This is a genomic window from Amycolatopsis oliviviridis, from assembly GCF_014654365.1.
GTDB classification, from domain to species: domain Bacteria; phylum Actinomycetota; class Actinomycetes; order Mycobacteriales; family Pseudonocardiaceae; genus Amycolatopsis; species Amycolatopsis oliviviridis.
This window is the reverse complement of sequence record NZ_BNAY01000003.1, coordinates 799,752-822,513: the sequence shown is the minus strand read 5'-3', so window position 1 is coordinate 822,513 and position 22,762 is coordinate 799,752. Positions and strand designations below refer to the sequence as shown.

The window sequence follows — 22,762 nt, the reverse complement described above, 5'->3', positions numbered from 1 at the left end:
TGAAGGTCGCCGCACGGTAAGTGCGTGTCGACGCTCCACCGTTACTGCCTGAGTCTTTTCCCTTACCTCTGAATCCCGTCCGTTCCGGACGGTCACTCGGTGACGGTTGGCGCGCTCGAAAGAAGCAGCGCCCCATTTGCATGGAGCCTTTCGTGATCACTGTCGAAAACCTGTCCAAGTCCTTTCCCCTCAACGGAAATCCCGTCGTCGCCCTGCGCGATGTGAGCGTGGACATCCAGGCTGGCTCGCTGTTCGGAGTCGTCGGTCCGGCCGGCTCCGGCAAGTCGACCCTCGCTCGTTGCATCGGGCTCCAGGAGCGCCCCGACCGTGGCGTCGTCCGCCTCGACGGCCTCAACACCGGGACCCTCGACGGACGCCGTCTGCGCGAAATCCGTCGCCAGGTCGGTGTCGTGAGCACCAAACCGGAGTTGCTCGCCGAGCGCACCATCGCCGGCAACATCGCGTCACCGCTCGAGCAGCTCGGCCTCGACGGCCCACAGCGCCGCAATCGGGTCGGCAACCTTCTCGACCTGGTCGGGCTGACCCCGCGAGCCGGGCAGCGGCCGGGCGACCTGTCCGAGGGGCAGCTCCGCCGGGTGGTCATCGCCAAGGCCCTGGCCGCCGGGCCGTCCGTGCTCTTGGCCGACGACCCGACCGCGGGTGTGCAGCCCGAGGAGTCCGGCGCGGTCCTGACCGTGCTCGACCGGGCGCGTGCCGAGCTCGGCGTCACCGTGCTGCTCACCACCCCCGACGCCGGCGTTGTCCGCCGTATCTGCGACGACGTCGCGGTGCTCGAGGCCGGGGCGATCATCGAACGTGGAACCGTGCTCGACCTGGTCTCCGACCCGAATAGCCGGACCGCGCAGGCGCTGCTGCCCTCGATCGAGACCGGCCGGGCGCAGGCCTCGAAGTACGACCGCGCGGTGGATGTCGTGCTCGTCGGTTTCGCTTCGGTCGGCGCACTGCTGCCGGAGGCCGCCGGTCGCTTCGACGTCGAACTCGCCACCATCGGCGGCGGCCTGACCCGGATCGGCGACACGCCTGTGGGCCGGTTCCGTCTCGGTGTGCGCGGTGAGCGCGCGGACGCCGCCCTCGCTTGGATCGCCGAACGCGGCGGCCACGTGACTCACCCGGTCCGCGGACCGCAGGGCGTCGCTGCCTGATCTCTCCGCGAACGGGCCGCTTAGGACGAAATCCGTCCGGGGCGGCCCGTTCGTGTCTGACTCGTCCGGTTCTCTTTTCTCCTGGTGACGGCACAAGTGGAGCGGCCACGTAGGCTTGACTCGTGCTCGCCGTCGTACCGCCCCCAGTAACCGTCAGGGTTCCCGCCAAGGTCAACCTGCACCTGTCGGTCGGTGACGTACGCCCGGACGGCTACCACGAGCTGGTGACCGTGTTCCAGGCGCTTTCCCTGACCGACGAGGTGACCGTCGCGGTCACCGAGGACCCTGGCGTCGAGGTCTATGGCGAGGGTGAGGGCTCCGTGCCCACCGGGGCCAACAATCTCGCATGGAAGGCGGCGCAGGCGCTGGCGGCGCACGTCGGCAAGGCGGACGGCGAGTCCAAGGTCCGGGTAGTGCTTCGCAAAGGCATCCCGGTAGCGGGCGGAATGGCCGGTGGCAGCGCTGACGCGGCCGCGACCCTGGTGGGACTCGCGTCGCTTTGGAAGCTCGAAATCTCCCGAGACGAACTGGCGGGTATCGCAGCGAAGCTCGGCAGTGATGTTCCTTTCGCGCTCTACGGTGGGACAGCGTTGGGTACCGGCCGGGGCGAACAGCTGGTGCCGGTCCTGTCCCGGCACACGTTCCATTGGGTTCTGGCCTTCGACCAGCGGGGGCTTTCGACCCCGCGGGTGTTCGGCGAACTGGACAGGTTGCGTGAGGAAGGCAACCCGCCGCGGATCGGTTCGCACACTCCGGTGGTCGAGGCGCTGGCGTCCGGTGACCCCCGCCAGCTGGCGCTGCTTCTCGGCAATGACCTGCAGGCGGCCGCTGTTTCGTTGCGTCCGGGACTGCGCCGCACGTTGCGGGCCGGTGTGAACGCGGGTGCGCTCGCCGGCACCGTGTCGGGATCCGGGCCGACCTGCGCCTTCCTGTGCGCGGACGCCCAGTCGGCCGTCGAGGTCGCCGCGGAATTGTCTGGGGCGGGGGTCTGTCGCACGGTGCGCGTCGCGCACGGGCCGGTGCCAGGGGCCCGGCTGGTGGGCGGGGACGACGCGCCGAGGCCGGCGCCGCCCCGGGTGCACGCGTGAGGGTGTCCGAAATGGACATCGACTAATTCGTTGTGGTGCAAGCTTTGGGAAAGGATCGGCTGAGGCATGGCCAACTTGGTCAACCTGGAGTCGGTGAGCAAGTCCTTCGGGGTGCGCCCGCTGCTCGACGGTGTTTCGCTCGGTGTGGCGGAAGGACAGCGCATCGGCGTCGTCGGTCTCAACGGGGGCGGGAAGACGACACTGCTCGAGGTCCTCGCGGGGATCAGTGAGCCGGATACGGGACGTGTGAGTCAAGTCCGTGGCCTGCGGATGGCAGTGGTCACCCAGCGGACCGAACTCCCCGCCGGCAGCACGGTCGGAGATGTCGTGCTGGAGCGCTACGGTGCTGAGCACGAGTGGGCCGCTGACGCACGTGTCAGGTCCATTATGGACGGTCTGGGTGTCACCGCTCTGGGCCTGGAAAAGGCGACGGCGAACCTGTCCGGTGGTGAACGCCGGCGGGTGGCGCTGGCGGCCGCCCTCACCGGTGAACTGGATCTCGTGGTCCTCGACGAGCCGACCAACCACCTCGACGTCGAAGGTGTGCGCTGGCTCGCGGATCACCTGCTCAACCGCAAGATCGCGGTCGTGGTGGTCACCCACGACCGGTGGTTCCTCGACACGGTCGCGAGCGTGACCTGGGAGGTCACCGGCGGTCGTGTCGAACAGTACGAAGGAGGCTACGCGGACTGGATCTTCGCGCGGGCCGAACGGGCGAGGTTGGCTGCGACGGCCGAAGAGAAGCGACAGAACCTGGCACGCAAGGAACTCGCGTGGCTGCGACGCGGCCCGCAGGCCAGGACCTCGAAGCCGCGCTACCGCGTCGAGGCGGCGGAAGCCCTGATCTCCGACGTGCCGGAGCCACGTGATTCGGTCGAACTGCAGGCGTTCGCCCGCCGCCGGCTGGGGAAGACCGTGCTGGAGGTCGAGGACGCCTCGTTGACCGTCGGCGATCGCACCCTGCTCGATCACGTCACGTGGCGGATCGGGCCCGGTGATCGGATCGGCCTGGTCGGCGTCAACGGGTCGGGTAAGACGACCCTGCTCAAGCTGCTCGGTGGCGACAGGGAGCCCGAGACGGGGCGACGTATCCAGGGCAAGACGGTCAGCCTCGCGCACCTGCGGCAGGAGCTCGACGATCTTCCGGGTGACCTGCGCGTGCTGCAGGCGATCGAAGAGGTCTCAGGCCGGGTTGTGTTCGGCAAGCAGGAGCTCTCCGCTTCGCAGCTGGCCGAAAAGCTGGGGTTCCCCGCGTCGAGGCAGTGGACGCCGGTCGAAGACCTATCCGGCGGTGAACGGCGTCGTCTGCAGCTGTGCCGGCTCCTGATGGCCGAGCCCAACGTGCTGCTGCTCGACGAACCGACGAACGATCTCGACATCGACACTCTGCAGCAGCTGGAAGATCTGCTCGATTCGTGGCCGGGCAGCCTCGTCGTCGTTTCGCACGACCGGTACCTGGTGGAACGCGTCTGTGACACCATCGTCGCCCTGTTCGGGGACGGACAGGTGACTCACCTGCCGGGCGGCATCGAGGAGTACCTGGATCGGCGCGCCAAGAGCCTCGAGAAGGCCGGCGGCGACCGGAAGCCGGGCAACGGGCAGGCCGCCGCGCCCAAGAAGAGCGCCGCGGAGCAGCGGGCGGCGCAGAAGGAACTGTCCCGTCTCGAACGCAAGCTCGACCAGTTGCACGCGAAGGAAGAGAAGCTGCACGCGGCGCTGCTCGCCGCGGCGACCGACCCGACGAAGCTCATCGAGCTCAACACCGAACTGAAGGCCGTCGAAACGGAGAAGGAGGAGGTCGAGGCCCAATGGCTCGAGACCTCCGAAGCGATCGAATGAGTTCACTCGACGGCGAGCGGAGCTTTCAGCGCGGACAGTAATGTGACGCGCATGAGTCGGTTCGTGGACACCCTCGTCGCCACCGCGGCGGGGCGAGGTCAGCAGCGGGGAATGGTCACCGGGGAGCCCAAGGAGCCGGTTCGGCGCACCTGGGCCGAGATTCACGAGCAGGCCAAGCGGGTCGCCGGAGGCCTGGTGAAGGCCGGGCTCGAGCCGGGGAAGGCGGTGGCGGTTCTGGCGGCGGCGCCGTCGCTGATCGCGCCGACGGTGCAGGCGGTGTGGCTCGCCGGTGGCAGCGTGACGATGCTGCACCAGCCGACCCAGCGCACCGACCTCGCCGAATGGGCCGAGGACACCGTTCGGGTGCTGCGGATGATCGGTTCCGGCTTGGTCCTGCTCGGTGAGCCGTTCGACCAGCTGGGGCCGGTGCTCACCGAGCACGGCATCGCCTTCCAGGTGATCACGGAGCTGCTCGAGGCCGAACCGCTGGCGGAGCCCGTGCCGACGGCCGAGTCCGACACCGCTCTCCTGCAGCTGACCAGTGGATCGACGGCCGATCCGAAGGCCGTGCAGATCACCTACGGAAACCTGTACTCGAATGTCAAGGCGATGGTCGAACGCGCCGAGTTCGACTTCGACGTCGACGTGATGGTTTCGTGGCTGCCCACCTTCCACGACATGGGGATGGTCGGCTTCCTGACGGTCCCGATGACGTTCGGCGTCGAACTCGTCAAGATCACGCCGCTCGAGTTCCTGTCGGGACCGTTGATCTGGCCGCAGCTGATCAGCAAGTACAACGGCACGACCACGGCCGCGCCGAACTTCGCGTACGCGATCGTGGGCAGGCGGATGGCCCGTGTCGAGGACGACGGCGCGTACGACCTCTCGAAGCTGCGGATCGCGCTGAACGGTGCCGAGCCGATCGACGAAACCGCCGTGCAGACGTTCGTCGAGGCCGGGGCGCGGTTCAAGATGCCCGCCGAATGCGTTTTCCCTGCCTACGGCATGGCCGAGGCGACTCTCGCGGTTTCGTTCGCGCCGTTGTTCACCGGACTGACACTGGACGTCGTCGAAGCCGACGCGCTCGAGGCTGACAACCGTGCGGTGCCGGTCCCCGAGGACGACCCGCGTCGCGGAACCGACGAAGTCCGGTCCTTCGCGGTGCTCGGGCCACCGCTCGACGGCCTTGAGGCCGAGATCGTCGACGACAAGGGCACGGTGCTCGGAGAGCGCCAGGTCGGGGAGATCCGGCTGCGCGGTGAGGCCGTGACACCGGGGTACCTGACCATGGAAGGCCCGCTCGCGACACAGGACGAGAGTGGCTGGCTGCTCACCGGCGACCTTGGTTACCTGGTCGACGGCATGATCGTGATCTGCGGCCGACGCAAGGACGTCATCATCATGGGCGGCCGGAACCTGTACCCGACCGATATCGAGCGGGCGGCGACGTCGGTCGAAGGGGTCCGGGCGGGGAACGCCGTGGCCGTGCGGATCGACGCCGGCAGCCGCCGGGAGCGGTTCGCCGTCGTCGTCGAATCGAAACTAGCGGGGGACCCGGAAACGGAGAAGGCGCTGGCGAAGGAGGTCGCGGCCAAGGTACGAGGCGCGGTCGACATGCGGCCCTTCGCGGTGGTGGTGCTTCCGGCGGGAAGCCTGCCCAAGACGCCTTCCGGCAAGGTGAAGCGGGCCGCGACGGCCACCCAGTTCGCGGACAAGATCGCCAAGAACGCGGCGGCCGGCTGAGACGGAAGAGCCGGGCCCGCGGGTAACGCGGGCCCGGCGCTTTGCGGCACCTCCCGTGAGTCAGCGGCGTCGCCAGAGCGGCTTGCGGGAATGAGTGTGTTCCAGGGCCGGTGCTATGTAGTAGTCGGCAGACCGGGAGAGCCCGGCCAGCGTGCCCTCCACGTCCCGGAGGAACGCGTCGACGGCTGCGGGGTCGTAGCCTCGTTTCGAGAGCGGCGCCTTGGCGAACGCCACGTTGTGGACGTCGGAAACCGACAGGTCGTCGTCGCCGTCGAGCGTCGCCGCGACCCGTTCCAGGAAGGCGTCGACCGCGGGTTCGTGATAGCCCCGAGCGCCGATCGGCGCCCGGTCGAACTGCCGGGTTCTCGCCTCGAACGCGGTGACGGGCACTAGCGCTCCCGCAGGAACTCGACGGGACGGTGGTCCGGGACGGCGCGTTCGGAAGTCGCCTGATCCTGTTCACGCGCGCCGGGCACGCTGAGTACCTGCTGGCCGGTTCGGTGGGCCAGCTGCTCTTCGATCTTGTCGAGGAACTCGTCGACTTCGCGTTCGTCGTAGCCGCGTTTCCCGATCAACGGACGCGAGAACATGACGTGATGGACCTCGGCGGCCGTCAGGTCGTCCCGGTCCGAGATCGTGTCCGCGATCCGTTCCAGGAACGCGTCGACCTCGTGCTTGGCGTATCCGCGCCGCCCGATCGGGGCGTTCGGGAAAGTGGCGCCGGTGATGTCTTCGGCCGTAAACGACATGAAACTCTCTCCGGTTCGGTGGGGAATGCGATCTCCGCATTCCGTCCTAACGGGTTTGAGAGTTCCCCGGAAGAGCCCGCGCTATTCCACGACTCGATCAGGGGCGTGGTGAAACGCCTTCGAGTGACGAGGTGTAACGCACCGCCATGTGAGCGGGTTCACCCAGCGTGGAAGGTGTTCTGAGCCGCGGCGAGGCCGGTGCCGATAAGCGCTTCAACGGCGTCGGCGCAACGATCGATCTCGAAAGCGAGTTCTTTGCGTTCGACCGTCGAGAAGTCTTTCAGCACGAAATCCGCCGGGTCCTGCCGTCCCGGAGGGCGGCCGACGCCGAAACGGACGCGGTAATAGTCCTTCGTGCCCAGGGATTTGGTGATCGAGCGGAGACCGTTGTGCCCGTTGTCACCGCCGCCCAGTTTCATCTTGAGCGCGCCGAAGTCGACGTCCAGCTCGTCGTGGACGACCACGACACCGGCCGGAGGGATCTTGTAGAACCTGGCCGCGCCCACGACGGGGCCGCCGGAGAGGTTCATGTACGAGCGCGGCTTGACCAGGACCACCCGTTGCCCCGCGAGCCTGCCTTCGAGGACTTCGGCGCCGCTCTTGTGGGCTTTGAACTTGCCGCCGACGCGGCCGGCGAGTCCGTCGAGCACCATGAAGCCGACGTTGTGCCGGTTGCCCGCGTATTGGGGGCCAGGATTGCCAAGGCCGGCGAGCAGGATCTGCTCGCCGGCCCCGGGAAGTACTGCTTCAGTCACACGGGTGACTTTATTCGGCGTCCTCGGCGGGGGCTTCCGCCGCCTCGGCAGCGCCCTCTTCGCCCTCGAGCGAAGCCTCGGACGGCGCCTCGTTGACGGCGACGACCAGCGCCTCGGCGTCGGTGACCAGGGTGGCGCCCGCCGGCAGGGTGACCTGCGAGGCGAGGATCTGCGTGCCGGCTTCGACGCCCTCGACCGAGACCTCGACCTGGTCGGGGATGTGCAGCGCCTCGACCTCGACCTGGAGGGTGTCCAGGTCGGTGGTGACCAGGGTGCCCGGGCCCGCGGTACCGGTGACGACGACCGGGACGTCGACGGTGACCTTCTCGCCGCGGCGGACGACCAGCAGGTCGACGTGCTCGATGTAGTTCTTCAGCGGGTGGATGACGATGGTCTTCGTCAGCGCCAGCTCGCTCTTGCCGTCGAGGTCGAGGCTGATGACGGCGTTGCTGCCGTTCTCACGCACGACGCGGGCGAACTCGAGGGCGGGCAGGGCGTAGTGGCGCGGGTCCGAGCCGTGCCCGTACAGCACCGCGGGGATCTTGCCCGCGCGACGCGTACGGCGCGCGGCACCCTTGCCGAATTCGGTGCGGGGCTCGACGGACAGGCTTACCTCGGACACGGTGTAGCACTCCTTCAATTCACCAACATGTTCAGCGAAAGCATGCTGAGGTGGGGATGGTTCGGGCCGGTTCTGGTGTTCGGCGGCGAGTTCCACAGGCGTGCTCGACAGCGTGTGGCCACTCAAGCCGCCGCGTCGATCACGTCGGGCACCAGGTGCTCACGGAACCCGCCTCGCCGAGACCGGGAAAGTGTAGACCAACCGGTCGTGCACGGGTCCCGCCGGGTGGCTCGTTCAGGTGACAAGTCGGTGACAGCTGCTTGAGGAACCCGCGGATGCGGTGGTGCGGGACCCCTTTTCTAAGGTGTGATCTCCTCGCACGTGAGACAAAGGGGGCGGAATGCCGGCACGACGGTTGAGGATCGGCGCGATCGCCGCCTTGTGCTGCCTCGTGGCCGGTTGCGATGTCGAGATCGACGGGGCGGCGGGGATCTCGGCTGCCGAGCAGCAGCGGGTGGACCGGCGCGCCGAGCAGCGCGGCGCTGTCGAGAGCGCTTTGAAGGAGCTCGAACAGGCGCCCGCGGTTGTCTATAAGTCGACAATCAAGGATGCCTCGGGCAAACCCGCCGAATTGGAGTTCCGGATCACCCGCAACGGCAGCGCGCACGGTGCGCTGCCGGTCGACGGCCAGACCATCCAGGTCATCTCGGCCGACAAGCAGCTGTATCTCTCGGCGAGCCCGGAGTACTGGAAAGCGCACGGGCTCGGCAACAGCGAGCAGTACGGCACCAACTGGGTCCGCACCGACAGCTCCGACCTGCCGGTGAACGCCGTCGAGGCGCTCAACCCGCGCAAGGCGGCGTCGACGCTCCGGACGGCGGTGTCCGCGATGAACCGGCTGACCGATCCGGTGCGGTCGAAGCTGCCCGACGGGACCGAGGTCTACGACGTCGGGAGCGGGCTCGGGACGCTGCGGGTGACCACCGCGGCGCCGCACCGCGTGGTCAGTTTCGCGCCTTCCCTCGTCGACGCGGCGGGCGGCAAGACGCTCGGTGCCGAAATGCGGGTCGCACCGCTCGCCGGGGACGCGCTGAAGAAACTCCAAACCGATCTGGACGGCGCGATCGGCGGGGTCGGGCAGCCGTTCGACGCGCTCACCCAGGTCAGTGTCAGCGTGGTCGACGACAAACTGGACTGCACGGACTTCGTCGGGACCTGCCGGGCGACCATCGGCGTGGCCAACACCGTCATCGGCGGCGCGAGCGGCACCCCCGTGCACCTGACGCTGACCGTCGAGTTCTCCGCGCAGTCGCTCGGCGCGCAAACCTGCACGGCGGACGCCAACGCGGCGCCGGACACCACGACGAGCATGTCCTGCGAGGTCAAGTTCAAACTGCCGAATCGGAACGCCAGCTACCAGGTGCAGGCGAAGCCCGCGGCCCGCGGCGAGGTCCGGGTCCCGGTCGACGTGAACGGCGTACGCGAAAAGCTCAAGTCCGAGTTCGCCACGCTGGGTGGCTGACCTGGACGCTCACCCACGGGTGCGTTACATACGTTGAAGTAGTCGATCTTGCGTTCCTAGCATCGGTGTCGTCGCCGATGAAAAAGGAGAACGCGATGGCGAAGTTGGTTGTGTTCGGAGGAACCGGGTACGCGGGCGGGAAGATCACCGCGGAAGCACGCGGCCGCGGTCACGAGGTCCTGGCGGTGTCGCGGAACGCCGAAGGCGAGGGGACCCAGGCGGGGTCGCTCTACGACGAGGGCTTCCTCGCCGAGGTCGCCAAGGGCGCCGATGTCCTGGTCATCGCGGTTCACGGGCAGAGCGGTCTGCTCGACGCGGTGCCCTCGATCGCCCGGGTCGCGAAGGACAACGGCGCGCGGATCGGCGTGGTCGGCGGGGCCGGCAGCCTGCACGTGGCCGAGGGCGGACCGCGGCTGATCGACACGCCCGAGTTCCCGGACGAGTACAAGGGTGAAGCGGGAGCGCACGCGAAGGTGCTCGAAGCGTTCCGGAAGCTTCCTGAGGACGTCGACTGGTTCTACCTCAGCCCGGCCGCCGAGTTCGGCGCGTGGGCCGAGGGCGAGCGGACCGGTGACTTCCGGCTCGGCGGTGACGTACTCCTGACCGACGAGAACGGCGGGTCGAAGATCAGCGGTGCCGACTACGCGATCGCGTTCGTCGACGAGATCGACAAGCCGGAGCGCCGTCGTCAGCGTTTCTGCGTCGCTTACTGACCGGACAGTTCCTTCACGACCGGAGCGAACGTTTCCAGCATCGGCTGGAACACCGTGATGTAGGAGAAACCGTAGCGTTCGCGACGTTCCTGGAGCTGCCGGACGATCTCGTCGACGGTTCCGAAAAGCAACTGCGGCGTTTCGAGCAGCTTGTCCACATCGAGGCCGTCCGGATCCTCTTCGTGCCAGGATTCGGCGGCCGCGCGCCGGTCGTCCGTGACGACGACCCGCTGGACGAGCATGTTCAGTTCGGGATCGCGACCGTTCGCTTGCGAGCGGAAGAAGGCGACGCGTTCGTCCATGCGCTCGGCGTCATCGAGCTGGAAGGTGCCCGGCGGTTTTCCCGGTGCTTGGCGAAGGCCCGCGAAGCCGGTGATGTCGGCTTCGCGGGCGGCGAGGGAGAGCACGCCGTCGCTGTTGCCCGCGAGGAGCAGCGGCGGGGGCGTGATCCCCTCACTCACGAAGTGTTCGCGCAGGTGGCCGAGGCTCTGGGTGAGGTACTCGATGCGTTCCTTGGCCCGGATCCACGGCAGTCCGGCGTCGTCGAACTCCGATTTCATGTGCCCGGAGCCGAGGCCGAGGTCCAGCCGGTCACCCGTCATCTTCACCGTCGTGGCGACTTCGCGTGCGAAGAGCGCGAAGTTGTAGAAGGGCACGTTGGAGACGAGAGTGCCGACGCGCGGCCGCCGGGTGACCGCGGCGGCCATCGTCAGAGCCGGGAAGGGCGCGTTCCGTCCCGGTCCGAGATGGTCGGGCACGGAGATGACGTCGTAGCCGAGTGCCTCGACGCGGAGGCACTTCGCGACCCACTCTTCGCGGTTCTCGGCGCCCCACAGGTTCACGCCGAACTTGAATTTCCCCATGAACGGAACCTAGCCACGCCGGGCGGCCGGGCGCGCGTCGTTTCGCGAGGAGCCGAAAACGAAGCAAGGGACCTTTGCTGTCACTCTCCGGAAGAGAGCGAGAGCAAAGGTCCCTTGCTTCGCTGAGATCAGGCGTTGCCGTCGAAGAGGGACGTGACCGACCCGTCCTCGAAGACCTGCTGGATGGCCTGCGCCAGCAGCGGCGCGATGGACAGCACGGTCAGGCCCGGGAACCGCTTCGCCTCGGGGATCGGCAGCGTGTTGGTGACGATCACCTCGCGCGCCTTGCAGTTCGACAGCCGCTCGGTGGCGGGGTCGGACAGGATGCCGTGGGTCGAGGCGATGACGACGTCGGACGCGCCTTCGTCGAGGAGGGCCTCGGTGGCCTTCACGATCGTGCCGCCGGTGTCGATCATGTCGTCGATCAGCACACACAGCTGACCGCGGACCTTGCCGACGACGCGGTTGGCGACGGCCTGGTTCGGCTTGTCCGGGTCGCGCGTCTTGTGGATGAAGGCGATCGGCCGGTCACCCAGCTGGGCGGCCCACTTCTCGGCCAGCCGCACGCGGCCCGAGTCCGGCGAGACGACGGTGATGTTCTCGTCCTGGTAGGTCTTGTTGATGTGCGCGGCCAGCACGTTCTGCGCGAGCAGATGGTCGACGGGGCCGTCGAAGAAGCCCTGGATCTGCGCGGTGTGCAGGTCGACCGTCATGATCCGGTCGGCGCCGGCGGTCTTGAACAGGTCCGCGATCAGGCGCGCGGAGATCGGCTCGCGGCCCTTGTGCTTCTTGTCCTGCCGCGCGTACGGGTAGAACGGCATGATCACGGTGATCCGCTTGGCACTCGCCCGCTTGAGGGCGTCCACCATGATCAGCTGCTCCATCACCCACTCGTTGATGGGCGCCGGGTGGCTCTGGATCACGAACGCGTCGGTCCCGCGCACCGATTCGTTGAACCGGACGAAGATCTCCCCGTTGGCGAAATTGTGCGCGGTCTGCGGGACGACCGACACGTTGAGGTGCTTGGCCACCTCTTCCGCGAGTTCCGGGTGGGCGCGCCCGGAGAAGAGCATCAGGTTCTTCTTCGGTGTTCCGGACTTCGAGCTCATGCTGGCGACTCCCCGTCGTTTCCCTTTGCTGAATCGGACACGGCGGTGGTGTCCTGCTTCGCGGCGGAAGCTGCTTCCGCCGCGGGTGTGCCCGGCCTGCGCCGGGTCACCCAGTCTTCGATGTTGCGCTGCGGCCCGGTGGACACGGCGAGCGCGCCCGGGGGCACGTCTTGCCTGATCACGGTGCCTGCCCCACTGTAGGCGCCGTCGCCGATGGTCACCGGGGCGACGAACGTGTTGTCCGCGCCGAGCCGCACATGGGAGCCGATCGTGGTGTGGTGCTTGTTCACGCCGTCGTAGTTCACGAAGACGCTGGAGCAGCCGATGTTGCTGTTTTCGCCGATGGTCGCGTCGCCGACGTAGGTCAGGTGCGGAACCTTCGTCCCGGCGCCGATGTCCGCGTTCTTCGTTTCGACGAAGGCGCCGAGCTTGCCCTTGATCCCCAGCTTGGTGCCGGGACGCAGGTAGGTGAACGGGCCGACCTTCACGCCGTCGCCCAGTTCCGAATCGGAACCGTGCGTCCGCACCACCGACGCGCCCGCGCCGACGGAGACGTTCTCCAGAGTGCTGTCCGGGCCGATCTGCGCGCCCTCGCCGATCGACGTCGACCCCTTCAGCTGCACGCCGGGTTCGATGACGACGTCGCGCGACAAGGTCACGCCCGCGTCGATCCAGGTGCTCGCCGGGTCGACGACGGTGACGCCCGCCCGCTGCCAGCCGCGGACGATCCGGCGGTTCAGTTCGGCGCCGAGGACGGAGAGCTGAACGCGGTCGTTGACGCCTTCGGTCACCCACGGGTCGTCGATGACCAGCGCGCCGACGCCCTTGCCGTCGCCGCGGGCGATGCCGAGGACGTCGGTGAGGTAAAGCTCGCCCTGCGCGTTGTCGGTCGAAAGCTTCGAAAGACCGTCGACCAGAACGGAAGCGTCGAAGGCGTAGACGCCGGAGTTGATTTCGGCGATTTCGCGCTGTTCCGGAGTGGCGTCCTTCTGCTCGACGATCGAGGTGACGACGCCGCTGTCGTCGCGGACGATCCGGCCGTAACCGGTCGGGTTCTCGACGACGGCGGTCAGCACGGTGACCGCGTTCCCGGTGGAGGTGTGCTCGGTGACCAGGGAAGCGAGCGTTTCGGTGTCGAGCAGCGGGACGTCGCCGTAACTGACGACCACAGTGCCGGTCAGCCCCGCGGGCAGCGCCGAGAGCGCGCACGAAACGGCGTGCCCGGTGCCCTTCTGCTCCTCCTGGACGGCCGTGACGACCTCGCGCCCGAGCGCCTCGCCGACCTTCGCCAGCTTCGCGCCGACCGAGTCGCGGCCGTGGCCGACGACCACGACCAGGTGTTCCGGGCTCAGTCCCGCGGCGGCCCGGACCGCGTGCTCGACCAGGGGACGGCCGGCGATCGGGTGCAGCACCTTCGGGGTGGACGAGCGCATACGGGTGCCCTCACCCGCGGCGAGGATCAACGTGCTCAGCGGGCCGGTCACGGCACTCCCAACATTTCACCAACGGTGGTTGTCGGGCATTGATCCTACGTGGGCTGCTCGGAGTCCCACGCGGGGTCGGTCGGAGCATCCTCACCGGGCCATCCGGTCGCCGGATCGATGGCCATCGAGTTCACCGACGAAACCTGGTTCCCTCCGCCACGTTTCGCCTGGTACATGGCCGCATCGGCGCGTGCCAGGACCTGTTCCGCGCGCTCCTGCGGGCGTAGCGAGACGAGGCCGACGGAGAGGGTGACGCCGTGCGAAAGATGGTGCGGCAGAGATGCGACGGCATTCACAGAACGACCCAGCGCCTGCTTCGCCGCCGACGCCGGAGCCCCAGGTAGAAGCACGATGAACTCGTCCCCGCCATATCGGGCGACGACGTCGTCGCCGCGCAGGGCGTCGCGCAGCGTGCTCGCGATGACACGGAGCACGTTGTCGCCCTCGGCGTGCGACTGCTTGTCGTTGACGTCCTTGAAACCGTCGAGGTCGACGAGTGCGACCGCGAGCGGCTGGGCGTCCGCCGACGACGCCAGCGAACGCAGCTTTTCGTCGAGCGCGCGCCTGTTCGGCAGCCCGGTGAGCGGGTCCTGCAGGGCCTGCTGGGTGATCGCGCCGTGTTCGGCGGACAGGCGTTCGTGCTCCCGGCGCGCGTTGAGCGTGGCGATCTGCGATTCCCGCAGCGACCACATCTCCGTCTCCAGAATGGTCGCGTAGTCGATCAGCGACTGGCTCGCCCCGGACGCGTAGTCCGGGGTGGTGTCGAGCCTGGCCAGCTCGCGGGCGAGGTTCAGCCGCATCGACGGCAGCGAGCCGTCCTCGTTGTCCTCGCGGACCTCTTTGAGCACCTGCAGCGCGTCTTCGCGGCGGCCGGCGTTGTCCAGGCAGCGTGCCAGCGCGATGGCGATGATCTCGCGTTCGTGCGGGAACACCAGTTCCGGGTTCAACAGCGAGTTCAGCCGCTCGATATGCGATGAATCGGGCGACGCCAGCGCCGCCGCCGCGGCGAGCACGCCGACCTGGTCGATCGCGGGCAGGTTGGCCTTGCGCGGGAACAGCGACTCGGTGAACGGCCCTTCGGCGGCCTGCGCCATCGACGCCGCGGTACGGAACTTGTCCGCTCCCTCGTCGTAGCGCTCGATGCGTTCGAGCCGCAGGCCCCAGCCCAGCAGCATCTTGACCCGGTTGATCAGCTGGAGCGCGATCTCGTGCGGGCTCGCGCTGTCGCGGATCGCCTGCGCGGCGCGGGCGATGGCCTCCTCGGCCGCCTCGTAGACGCCGAGCTGGTTCAGCACCAGCCAGCAGTCGACCAGGGTCGTGGACAGCATCCGGTCCCAGTTGCGCCTGCCGACCTGGCGGTCCGGGACCGCGGAGTCATCGAGGATGGCCAGTGCCCTGGCGATCTCGGTGAGGGCGGCGTCCTCCTGCTTGGCGATCACCAGACGACGGCCGCGCATGGCGTGCGCGTCGGCCCGCATCAGCGCGAGACCGTGCCGCCTGGTGTGCGCGAGCATCTCGTCGAGCCTGGGTTCGGCCTCGGCGGCGAGACCGCGGGTGACCAGCCTCGCCATCGCGGAATACCGCAGCAGCTGGGCGACCAGCAGCGGTTCGCCGCGGCGCTGCGTCTCGTCGAGGAGTTCGTCGAGACTGGTGACGATGTCCAGCTGTTCGGCGAAGCTGACGCGCTGTATGGCCGCCCCGAGTTCGCGCGCGCGACCGTAGAGCCAGGCGTCGGACATCTCCGCAAGCGCCGGCCGCCTGCCACTGGTCGTCGCGTCCTCGGTCAGCCGCACACACCCCCACCGTTGAAAACGCCGCTGGTCATCTGTTCGTCTGCTCCGCCGCCAGGATTCGAACCTGAACTGTCAGAACCAAAATCTGAAGTGCTGCCGATTACACTACGGCGGATCGATCCTGGTCAGGATAGCCATGCCGGAGACCTCTACGTGCGCCCGGGGGTTGCCTCGCCGTCGCGGGCACTCCACAGGGGACGAAACCTCCTGTACCGTAACTTACGGCATCGTAGGTAAGGACACCCTTAGGGAAACCCTCAAGGGTCGCGCGTAGAAAAGAAGTGACTGCATGACGGCTACCCTGGACCAGTCCCAGAAGCCCGCGAAGGGCCCCAAGCCGGTTACCGACGGGCAGCGGTCGAGCGCCGTGCAGCTGTCGGTCTACCTCGGGGTCATCTTCCCGCTCGCCGCGCTGCTCGCGGCCGTCCCGTTCGCCTGGGGCTGGGGTCTGACCTGGGTCGACGTCGGCATCTTCGTGGTCTTCTACGCGATCAGCGGACTCGGTATCACCGTCTCGTACCACCGGTACTTCACGCACGGCTCGTTCAAGGCCAAGCCGTGGCTGCGCGTCGTGATGGCGATCGCCGGCAGCATGGCCGTCCAGGGTCCCGTGATCACCTGGGTCGCCGACCACCGGCGCCACCACGCCTTCTCCGACCGCGACGGCGACCCGCATTCGCCGTGGCTGTTCGGGACGACGCCGCTCGCCATCGCCAAGGGTTTCTGGCACGCGCACATGGGCTGGCTGTTCGACCGCGACCAGAGCAACGCGGAACGGTTCGCGCCGGACCTGCTCAAGGACCGCGCCATCAAGAAGGTCGACGACCTGTTCTGGCTGTGGAGCCTGCTCACCCTGGTGCTGCCCGCGATCCTCGGCGGACTGATCACCTGGTCGTTCTGGGGCGCGGTGACCGCGTTCTTCTGGGCCGGGCTGGTGCGCGTCTGCGTGCTGCACCACGTGACCTGGTCGGTCAACTCGGTCTGCCACATGATCGGTGAGCGCCCGTTCGCCGCCCGCGACAAATCGGCCAACTTCTGGCCGCTGGCGATCTTCTCCTTCGGCGAGTCCTGGCACAACCTGCACCACGCCGACCCGACCTCGGCGCGGCACGGTGTGCAGCGTGGCCAGATCGACATTTCCGCCCGGCTCATCTGGATCTTCGAGAAGTTCGGCTGGGCCTATGACGTGCGCTGGCCGACCCCGCAGCGCCTCGCGCGTATCGCCACCGAAAGCAAATAGCGAGGTCGCGTTAGTCTTCTGCAATGGCGGGGAGACGGCGAACCAAACGTGAAGCGGTCACCGGGGCGCGTCCGGTCGCTCCGGTGGCCCGGGTGCGGATGACGGGGAGCGAGCGCAGGCAGCAGCTGCTCAACGTCGCCAGAGCCCTTTTCGCGGAGAAGGGTTTCGAAGGCACTTCCATCGAGGAGATCGCGCATCGTGCGAACGTCTCCAAACCGGTGGTGTACGAGCACTTCGGCGGCAAGGAAGGCATCTACGCCGTCGTCGTCGACCGCGAGACCCAGCTCCTGCTCGACAGGATGGTCTCCACCCTCCACGGTGGACACCCGAGGGTGATGCTGGAGCAGGCGGCGATCGCGTTGCTCTCCTACGTCGAGGACTCGCACGACGGTTTCCGCATCCTGGTGCGGGATTCGCCCGTCGCGAGTTCGACGGGCACGTTCTCGACGGTGCTGAACGACATCGCCAGCCAGGTCGAGCACATCCTCGCGCAGCAGTTCGCCGCGCGGGGCTACGACGAGAAGCTGGCCGCGTTGTACGCGCAGGCGCTCGTCGGGATGGTGGCGCTGACCGGTCAATGGTGGCTCGACGCCCGCAAGCCCAAGCGGGACGAGGTCGCCGCGCATCTGGTCAACCTCGCCTGGAACGGTCTGTCCAATTTGGAGCACAAGCCCAAGCTGCGGCTGCACTGAGATCTGCGTCGCGCGGCAGTAACGTTTTCCGGGCGGCGAGCGCTGAGTCCCCCGAAGAGATCATCAAGCTGGGGGAAGCACCGTGGAAAACTATCCCGCGCCCGCCGTGGAACAGATGGTTCCGCAGCAGAAGAAGAGAACGTGGCTGAAGCCCGTCATCCGCCTGGGCATCTTCGCCGTCATCGCCGTGATCGCGTTCTTCGTGGCGAATCCGTTCACGGCGTCGAGCACCGAGGTCGGCGCCTGTCTGACGGGCAACGTCGACAACGCGGACAGCGTCAAGAACACCGAATGCGGGAAGCCGGACGCCAACTTCAAGGTCGTCGGAAAACAGGAGAACAAGTCGGAAATCGGACTCAAGCTCTCGGGCGGATCCGAATGCGACGACTATCCGACGACCGACGCGTACTTCTTCCAGGGGAAGAAGGGGGCCAGTGACGGCACCCTGCTCTGCCTGGAGGACCTGAAGAACCCGGGCGAGCGGGCACCGGTCGTAGGCGACTGCCTTCCCGACGGCGTGGTCGACGCGAAGAAGCTCACGAAGGAGGACTGCGCGACAGCGCGGTACAAGGTCCTCGCCATCGAGAAGAGCGCGACCTTCCTCGTCGACGGCAGCACGGTGTGCACCCAGGTGCCGTCGACCGACGAGAAGATCCAGTGGCAGCGAGCGGGTGGCACGCTGCCGCAGTCGCGGGTGCTGTGCCTGGACGACCTCAAGAAGTAGCGGTCGTCACCGCAGGAGGCCGGTCTCCCGCAGGTGGTCGAAAATGATCTTGTCCACCGCGGAGACCCGGTCCCTGTCCGCGTAGCCCAGCCACGCGACTTCCTCGATCTCGCTGCTGGCCGCGAGCGTTCCGCTGAATTCGGCGGTGTAGCAGGTCATGCGGACCACGAGCCCTGCCGCGTGCCCGTCGGCCTGGGCTTCGAACACCCCGGCGGGCGCGACGCTCGCCGGGGTGATCTCCACGGTCAGTTCCTCGCGAATCTCCCGGATCAGCGTCTCGGTGTCGCTTTCGCCGGGTTCGCGTTTCCCGCCGGGCAGGTAGAAAACGGACTTGCCGCGCGAGCGCGTGCTCAGGATCCGGCCGTCCACCAGGTGCAGCCAAGCGATTTTGTCGATCATGGGTCAGCCCAGCGCCGCGGCGGTCTCGGCGGTCGTGAGCACCTCGCCCAGTCGCGGGAAGACCTTCGTGATCGCCGATTCGTGGGAGATCGCGGCGATGCCCGCCATCGCGTCCGAAACGGCGATGGTCTCGTAGGCGTGGTCGACAGCGGCCCGCAGTGTCGACTCGACGCCGTACTCCGTGGCTATCCCGCCGAACACCAGCGTCTTCACGCCGAGCCCGCGCAGGAGTTCGTCCAGTCCGGTGCCGTAGAACGCGCCGATCGTGTGCTTGGTGATCAGGTGCTCGCCTTCGCGGGGCGTCAGCTCGGCGACCAGTTCACTGCCGGGCGGCTGCTCGTCGACGTCCGGCCGGTGCGCCCGCACGTGGACGATCGGTGAGCCGGCCGCGCTGAAGGCGTCTCGCAGCAATACGGCGTTCGCGACGACCTCCGTGCTTTCGATCGGTGTGGTCTCCAAAGCGACGATCCGCGTCTGGAGGTCGATCAGGACGAGCGCCGTCGTCGCCGGGTCGATCTTCGTCATGGCGGGAGCCTAGTGTGCCTATGCTGACCGCATGGGGCAGCACAGGGAAGTAGTGATCACCGGTGGTGGAACGGGAATCGGCTACGCGGTCGCGGCGGCGTTCGCCGAGCGAGGCGACCGGGTGACGATCACCGGCCGTCGCGAACAGGTCCTCACCGAGGCCGCGACGTTGCTCGGCGCGAACCCGGTCCCGTTCGACGCGGCCGATCCGGACGCGGTGGAACGGGCACTGGCCGAACTGCCGGAGCGGGTCGACGTCCTGGTCAACAACGCGGGCGGGAACACCGATTTCCGGAACGGATCCGCCGGGGACCTGAAGTCGTTCGCCGCGAACTGGCAGGCCAATCTGGACGCGAACGTGTTCAGCGCCGTCCTGGTCACCCGCGCTCTGCGGGAGAGGTTCGCCGACGACGCGCGGATCGTCACCATCGGCTCCATCGCCGCGCACACCGGAGCCGGTTCCTACGGTGCCGCGAAAGCCGCGCTGGAGGCGTGGAACATCGATGTGGCAAGGGAATTCGGGCCGCGCGGGATCACCGCGAACATCGTCGCGCCGGGGCTGGTCGGGGACACCGAGTTCTTCAACGGAAAGCTGTCCGACGAGCGCCGGGCGTGGCTCATCGGCAACACGCTGACCAACCGCGCCGGCGAGCCCGCGGACGTCGCCGAAGTGGTGGCCTTCCTGGCGAGCCCGGCCGCGCGCCACGTCACCGGCCAGGTCGTCCACGTCAACGGCGGCGCGTACTTCGGCAGCTAAGCCCCCGGGGTGACGCGCAGCAGTTTGTCGTCCTTGCCTTCCGAAGTCGTGATGTAGAGGGCGCCGTCCGGTCCGCTTCGGACGGCGCGCAACCTGCCGAACTTGTCGTCGAACTCGGGCGGCAGCGTCACTTCAGTGACCTTGCCGGTTTCGTCGAGGCGGAACAGCAGGAGCTTCTGCCCCTTCAGCGCGGTGACGGCGAGCGAGCCTTCGAGCGTGCCCCACTGCGATCCGGTGAGGAACTCCGCGCCGCAGATCGCCTCGGTGATCTCGCCGGTCGTCCACAAAGGACCGACGGCGTCCGGGAACCGTTGCTTGTCGGTCATGGGGACGCTTTCGTCGTAACTGGTCTCGGTGCCGCCCTTGGACGGGTCCCAGCCGTAGTTCGCGCCCGCGCGCTCCAGGTTGACCTCGTCGTCGATGGTCGGCCCGTGTTCGGCGGTGAACACCTGCCCGGTACCCGGCCGGACCGTGACGCCCTGGACGTTGCGATGCCCGTAAGTGAACAGACGCTGTTCGTTCGGATTCGCCGACGTGATGAACGGGTTGTCCGGCAACGGGTTCCCGGTCTTCGCGTCGATGCGGAGCACCTTGCCGCCGAGACTCGTGCGGTCCTGCGGGTGCTGCGGGCGGGCGGTGTCGCCGGTGCCGACGAGCAATGCGCCGTCCGCGCCGAACGTGGGACGGCAACCGGAGTGCCTGCCGCTGGAGTTCACCGGCAGCCCGGTCAGCAGGTCCTTGACCTTCGTGGCGCTCGCGTTGTCTTCCGAGAGCCGCCAGGTGACCAGCCGGATGTCGACGGCGTTGTCGCCTTCCTTGTGGGTCTGGCAGGTGATGAACTCGCGCGACGTCGCGAAGTCCTTGCTGATCACCATCCCCATCAGGCCGCCCTCGCCGCGCACGAGGACGTCGGAGAAGTCGGCGGTGACGTCGCGTTTCGTGCCGCCGTCGACCAAGGCCAGCTTCCCGGGCCGCTGGGTGACGAGGATCTTGCCGTCCGGCAGGAAGCCGACGTCCCAGCCGTGTTCGAGCCCGGCCGTGACCTGCTCGACCTTCAGCTTCGACACGGCGGGCTTGGAGGTGACCGGCGGCGCGCTCTGCACCGGTTCGCTCGACGCCCCGGAACAGGCTGTGACCAGCAAGAACAGTGAAGAGAACGCGACGACGGCGGTAGTGCGCATGGCATCAGCATGCCAGCCTCGCCAATCGCCCGCGAGGAACGAACCGGTCATCCGGTGAGGATCGCGGCGGTTTCGGCGTCGGCGGGCAGGAAAGTCTCGAGTTTCAGCTCCGACACCGTGACGTCGGCGGCGGTCGCGAACGTCGTGATGGCCGTGATCAGCCGCAGCTCACCCGCCGAAGTGGACAGGCGCATCGGCACGGCGAACCCGAGATGGTCCGGGCCGGGCGGTCCGGGCGCCGGGACGTAACCTTCGAGTTCGGCCAGCAGCGCGGTGAGCCGTTCGTCCGGGGCGTGCGCGATCTCCTGCGTCAGCCGTTCCAGGACGTGCCGGGCCCAATCCGCGAGGTTTCGCACCTGCGGCGCCATCCCCTCCGGATGCAGGGCGAGCCGCAGCGTGTTGACCGGCTCCTCCAGCAACTCCGGTGCCACGTCCTCGAAGAGCAGGCCGAGCGCGTCGTTGCGGGCGACGAGCACGCCGTAGCGATCGACCACGATGGCCGGGTACGGCCGGTGCCCGTCGAGCAGCCGTCGCATACCGTCGAGGACCGGTTTCAGCTTGGGGTCGTCCAGTTCCGTTTCGGGGAAACCGGGCGCGAACCCGGCCGCGAGCAGCAGACCGTTGCGTTCCCGGAGCGGGAGTTCGAGCGATTCGGCGACCCGCAGCACGAGACCGCGGCCGGGGATCGACCGGCCGCCTTCGAGGAAACTCACGTGACGCTGGGTGGTTCCGGCCCGGATCGCCAGTTCCAGCTGGGACAACCGCCGCCGTTCACGCCAGCCCTTCAGTGCGGGGCCGAATCCGGAAACCATGGTCGTCATCTTGGCCGAGCCGCGTTCGCCGCCGCTATTCCCTGGAGGGAATTGAGGGCATTCCCCGCCGCGGAGATGCTTCCGGCATGAAATTCGGTCTGGTCGTTCCCACTTATCGGTCCATCCTCGACGCCGGGCGCACCGCGCCGGGAATGGTCGCCCTCGCGGTCGAAGCCGAACGCCTCGGCCTCGATTCGGTGTGGGTCGGCGACACCCTCGCGAAGGCGCCCATCGATCCGTTGACGTTGCTCGGCGCGTTCGCCGCCAGAACCGAACGGGTCACGCTCGGTACCGCCGCGTTGCTCCCGGCCCTGCGGGATCCGCTCCTTTCCGCGAACGCGATCCTTTCGCTCGACCTGCTCAGCCAGGGCAGGATCACGCTCGGCGTCGGCGCGGGGTTCGCGGGCCGCAGCGAACCCGAGTTCGCCTTCACCCGCGTCCCGTGGGAGCGCCGGCGGGCCCGGCTCGACGACATCGTCGCGCTGTGGCGGCACGTCTGGAGCGGGAAGAGCGGCCCGTTCCACGGCGAAGTGCTGCATTACGACACCCTTCCGGAGTACCCGGAGCCGTACCGTCCCGGCGGTCCGCCGGTGTGGCTGGCCGCGTTCACGCCCGGCGCGCTGAAGCGAGCGGGACGGTCATACGACGGCTGGCTGCCGTATCCGCCCGACGTCGCCGACTACGCCGACGGCCTCGCGAAGATCCGCGAAACCGCCGTACGCACCGTGACACCCGCGCTGTTCGCGACGGTGCTCATCGAGGACGACCCGATCCGGGCACGGGAGCGGCTGGAGGACTACGCACAGCGGAATTACGGCGTCCCGCTGGACTTCGTCGAGAAGATCCAGGTGCAGATCGCGGGCAGCCGGGACGAGGTCGCCGAAAGGCTTCGCGAATACGGGGAAGCGGGCGCCGAACACGTGCTGATCCGCGTCGCGACGCAGGAACCGGCCGAGTTCGACGAGCAGCTCCCGAAGGTGGTCGACGCCCTGCCCAGGTAATCGCGCGGCGGACTGTCGGTGCCCCCACGTAGGCTGGGACGGTGACAA

General features: G+C 68.0%; 23 protein-coding genes and 1 tRNA gene. 11 read left to right on the top strand and 13 right to left on the bottom strand.

Features of this window, described 5'->3' with window-relative positions; translation table 11 throughout:
* Positions 1–152: 152 nt before the first annotated feature.
* The 4 genes from IE302_RS16990 (at position 153) to IE302_RS16975 (ending at position 5,833) form a co-directional block, all read left to right on the top strand.
* Positions 153–1,163, top strand: a complete 1,011-nt coding sequence (locus IE302_RS16990; RefSeq protein ID WP_191255451.1) for a methionine ABC transporter ATP-binding protein — start codon at positions 153–155, stop codon at positions 1,161–1,163.
* A 122-nt stretch (positions 1,164–1,285) separates the two neighbouring features.
* Positions 1,286–2,251, top strand: coding sequence for a 4-(cytidine 5'-diphospho)-2-C-methyl-D-erythritol kinase (locus tag IE302_RS16985; RefSeq protein ID WP_191255450.1), 966 nt, complete (start codon positions 1,286–1,288; stop codon positions 2,249–2,251).
* 66 nt (positions 2,252–2,317) lie between these two features.
* Entirely contained in the window at positions 2,318–4,090 is a 1,773-nt protein-coding gene (locus tag IE302_RS16980) for an ABC-F family ATP-binding cassette domain-containing protein (RefSeq protein WP_191255449.1), read from the top strand.
* Positions 4,091–4,141: 51 nt separating this feature from the next.
* The gene (locus tag IE302_RS16975) at positions 4,142–5,833 is read left to right on the top strand and encodes a fatty acyl-AMP ligase (RefSeq protein WP_191255448.1); all 1,692 of its coding nucleotides are present in this window, start codon (positions 4,142–4,144) and stop codon (positions 5,831–5,833) included.
* A gap of 60 nt (positions 5,834–5,893) precedes the next feature.
* Here the strand turns inward: IE302_RS16975 and IE302_RS16970 are convergent, their stop codons facing one another.
* The 4 genes from IE302_RS16970 to IE302_RS16955 form a co-directional block, all read right to left on the bottom strand.
* Entirely contained in the window at positions 5,894–6,223 is a 330-nt protein-coding gene (locus tag IE302_RS16970) for a DivIVA domain-containing protein (RefSeq protein WP_191255447.1), read from the bottom strand.
* Positions 6,223–6,582, bottom strand: coding sequence for a DivIVA domain-containing protein (locus IE302_RS16965; RefSeq protein WP_191255446.1), 360 nt, complete (start codon positions 6,580–6,582; stop codon positions 6,223–6,225). The genes IE302_RS16970 and IE302_RS16965 overlap by 1 nt, the downstream gene beginning before the upstream one ends.
* A 158-nt stretch (positions 6,583–6,740) precedes the next feature.
* Complete coding sequence (pth, locus tag IE302_RS16960; RefSeq protein WP_191255445.1) at positions 6,741–7,337, bottom strand: aminoacyl-tRNA hydrolase; 597 nt, start codon at positions 7,335–7,337, stop codon at positions 6,741–6,743.
* Between the two features lie 10 nt (positions 7,338–7,347).
* Positions 7,348–7,959, bottom strand: a complete 612-nt coding sequence (locus tag IE302_RS16955) for a 50S ribosomal protein L25/general stress protein Ctc (protein ID WP_191255444.1) — start codon at positions 7,957–7,959, stop codon at positions 7,348–7,350.
* A gap of 340 nt (positions 7,960–8,299) precedes the next feature.
* Here IE302_RS16955 and IE302_RS16950 point away from each other — a divergent pair, with 340 nt between their 5' ends.
* Together IE302_RS16950 and IE302_RS16945 are read left to right on the top strand one after the other, a co-directional pair.
* On the top strand, positions 8,300–9,421 hold the full coding sequence (locus IE302_RS16950) for a hypothetical protein (protein WP_191255443.1): 1,122 nt from the start codon (positions 8,300–8,302) through the stop codon (positions 9,419–9,421).
* Positions 9,422–9,516: 95 nt separating this feature from the next.
* Positions 9,517–10,134 carry an NAD(P)-dependent oxidoreductase gene (locus IE302_RS16945; protein WP_191255442.1) on the top strand — a complete coding sequence of 206 codons (618 nt, stop codon included), beginning with the start codon at positions 9,517–9,519 and terminating at the stop codon, positions 10,132–10,134.
* Here IE302_RS16945 and IE302_RS16940 read toward each other — a convergent pair.
* The 5 genes from IE302_RS16940 to IE302_RS16920 form a co-directional block, all read right to left on the bottom strand.
* On the bottom strand, positions 10,128–10,997 hold the full coding sequence (locus IE302_RS16940; RefSeq protein ID WP_191255441.1) for a TIGR03621 family F420-dependent LLM class oxidoreductase: 870 nt from the start codon (positions 10,995–10,997) through the stop codon (positions 10,128–10,130). The two genes, IE302_RS16945 and IE302_RS16940, sit on opposite strands and share 7 nt — an antisense overlap.
* Before the next feature lie 128 nt (positions 10,998–11,125).
* On the bottom strand, positions 11,126–12,106 hold the full coding sequence (locus IE302_RS16935) for a ribose-phosphate diphosphokinase (protein WP_191255440.1): 981 nt from the start codon (positions 12,104–12,106) through the stop codon (positions 11,126–11,128).
* Positions 12,103–13,590: a bifunctional UDP-N-acetylglucosamine diphosphorylase/glucosamine-1-phosphate N-acetyltransferase GlmU gene (glmU, locus tag IE302_RS16930; RefSeq protein WP_191255439.1), complete on the bottom strand. Its 1,488-nt coding sequence runs from the start codon at positions 13,588–13,590 to the stop codon at positions 12,103–12,105. Before glmU ends, IE302_RS16935 begins: the two co-directional genes overlap by 4 nt.
* Before the next feature lie 44 nt (positions 13,591–13,634).
* Entirely contained in the window at positions 13,635–15,383 is a 1,749-nt protein-coding gene (locus IE302_RS16925) for a GGDEF domain-containing protein (protein ID WP_191255438.1), read from the bottom strand.
* Positions 15,384–15,426: 43 nt separating this feature from the next.
* Positions 15,427–15,498 (bottom strand) — tRNA-Gln (locus IE302_RS16920).
* Positions 15,499–15,672: 174 nt separating this feature from the next.
* Here IE302_RS16920 and IE302_RS16915 point away from each other — a divergent pair.
* The 3 genes from IE302_RS16915 to IE302_RS16905 all read left to right on the top strand — a co-directional run bounded on the left by IE302_RS16915 (position 15,673) and on the right by IE302_RS16905 (position 18,039).
* Entirely contained in the window at positions 15,673–16,623 is a 951-nt protein-coding gene (locus IE302_RS16915) for an acyl-CoA desaturase (RefSeq protein ID WP_039917316.1), read from the top strand.
* 98 nt (positions 16,624–16,721) lie between these two features.
* Complete coding sequence (locus IE302_RS16910; RefSeq protein ID WP_026466989.1) at positions 16,722–17,315, top strand: TetR/AcrR family transcriptional regulator; 594 nt, start codon at positions 16,722–16,724, stop codon at positions 17,313–17,315.
* Between the two features lie 82 nt (positions 17,316–17,397).
* A complete protein-coding gene (locus IE302_RS16905; RefSeq protein ID WP_191255437.1) occupies positions 17,398–18,039 on the top strand; it encodes an LppU/SCO3897 family protein in 642 nt (213 codons plus the stop codon).
* 6 nt (positions 18,040–18,045) lie between these two features.
* On the opposite strand, the gene IE302_RS16900 is transcribed toward IE302_RS16905, so the two are convergent.
* Together IE302_RS16900 and IE302_RS16895 are read right to left on the bottom strand one after the other, a co-directional pair.
* Entirely contained in the window at positions 18,046–18,438 is a 393-nt protein-coding gene (locus tag IE302_RS16900) for an NUDIX hydrolase (protein WP_191255436.1), read from the bottom strand.
* Between the two features lie 3 nt (positions 18,439–18,441).
* On the bottom strand, positions 18,442–18,963 hold the full coding sequence (locus tag IE302_RS16895; RefSeq protein WP_191255435.1) for an isochorismatase family protein: 522 nt from the start codon (positions 18,961–18,963) through the stop codon (positions 18,442–18,444).
* A 31-nt stretch (positions 18,964–18,994) separates the two neighbouring features.
* Between IE302_RS16895 and IE302_RS16890 the strand changes: the two genes are divergently transcribed.
* A complete protein-coding gene (locus IE302_RS16890; protein WP_191255434.1) occupies positions 18,995–19,720 on the top strand; it encodes an SDR family NAD(P)-dependent oxidoreductase in 726 nt (241 codons plus the stop codon).
* On the opposite strand, the gene IE302_RS16885 is transcribed toward IE302_RS16890, so the two are convergent.
* Together IE302_RS16885 and IE302_RS16880 are read right to left on the bottom strand one after the other, a co-directional pair.
* Positions 19,717–20,901, bottom strand: a complete 1,185-nt coding sequence (locus tag IE302_RS16885) for a PQQ-dependent sugar dehydrogenase (protein ID WP_191255433.1) — start codon at positions 20,899–20,901, stop codon at positions 19,717–19,719. The genes IE302_RS16890 and IE302_RS16885 overlap by 4 nt on opposite strands.
* 47 nt (positions 20,902–20,948) lie before the next feature.
* Entirely contained in the window at positions 20,949–21,713 is a 765-nt protein-coding gene (locus IE302_RS16880) for a helix-turn-helix transcriptional regulator (protein WP_191255432.1), read from the bottom strand.
* Between the two features lie 86 nt (positions 21,714–21,799).
* Here IE302_RS16880 and IE302_RS16875 point away from each other — a divergent pair, with 86 nt between their 5' ends.
* Positions 21,800–22,714: an LLM class flavin-dependent oxidoreductase gene (locus IE302_RS16875; protein ID WP_191255431.1), complete on the top strand. Its 915-nt coding sequence runs from the start codon at positions 21,800–21,802 to the stop codon at positions 22,712–22,714.
* The last annotated feature ends 48 nt before the right edge of the window (positions 22,715–22,762 follow it).

Coding starts and splice junctions, on each gene's coding strand:
- IE302_RS16980 (WP_191255449.1), top strand. CDS start 2,318: ATGGCCAACTTGGTCAACCTGGAGTCGGTGAGCAAGTCCTTCGGGGTG.
- IE302_RS16975 (WP_191255448.1), top strand. CDS start 4,142: ATGAGTCGGTTCGTGGACACCCTCGTCGCCACCGCGGCGGGGCGAGGT.
- IE302_RS16965 (WP_191255446.1), bottom strand. CDS start 6,582: ATGTCGTTTACGGCCGAAGACATCACCGGCGCCACTTTCCCGAACGCC.
- IE302_RS16950 (WP_191255443.1), top strand. CDS start 8,300: ATGCCGGCACGACGGTTGAGGATCGGCGCGATCGCCGCCTTGTGCTGC.
- IE302_RS16945 (WP_191255442.1), top strand. CDS start 9,517: ATGGCGAAGTTGGTTGTGTTCGGAGGAACCGGGTACGCGGGCGGGAAG.
- IE302_RS16940 (WP_191255441.1), bottom strand. CDS start 10,997: ATGGGGAAATTCAAGTTCGGCGTGAACCTGTGGGGCGCCGAGAACCGC.
- IE302_RS16935 (WP_191255440.1), bottom strand. CDS start 12,106: ATGAGCTCGAAGTCCGGAACACCGAAGAAGAACCTGATGCTCTTCTCC.
- IE302_RS16915 (WP_039917316.1), top strand. CDS start 15,673: ATGACGGCTACCCTGGACCAGTCCCAGAAGCCCGCGAAGGGCCCCAAG.
- IE302_RS16910 (WP_026466989.1), top strand. CDS start 16,722: ATGACGGGGAGCGAGCGCAGGCAGCAGCTGCTCAACGTCGCCAGAGCC.
- IE302_RS16900 (WP_191255436.1), bottom strand. CDS start 18,438: ATGATCGACAAAATCGCTTGGCTGCACCTGGTGGACGGCCGGATCCTG.
- IE302_RS16895 (WP_191255435.1), bottom strand. CDS start 18,963: ATGACGAAGATCGACCCGGCGACGACGGCGCTCGTCCTGATCGACCTC.
- IE302_RS16890 (WP_191255434.1), top strand. CDS start 18,995: ATGGGGCAGCACAGGGAAGTAGTGATCACCGGTGGTGGAACGGGAATC.
- IE302_RS16885 (WP_191255433.1), bottom strand. CDS start 20,901: ATGCGCACTACCGCCGTCGTCGCGTTCTCTTCACTGTTCTTGCTGGTC.
- IE302_RS16880 (WP_191255432.1), bottom strand. CDS start 21,713: ATGGTTTCCGGATTCGGCCCCGCACTGAAGGGCTGGCGTGAACGGCGG.
- IE302_RS16875 (WP_191255431.1), top strand. CDS start 21,800: ATGAAATTCGGTCTGGTCGTTCCCACTTATCGGTCCATCCTCGACGCC.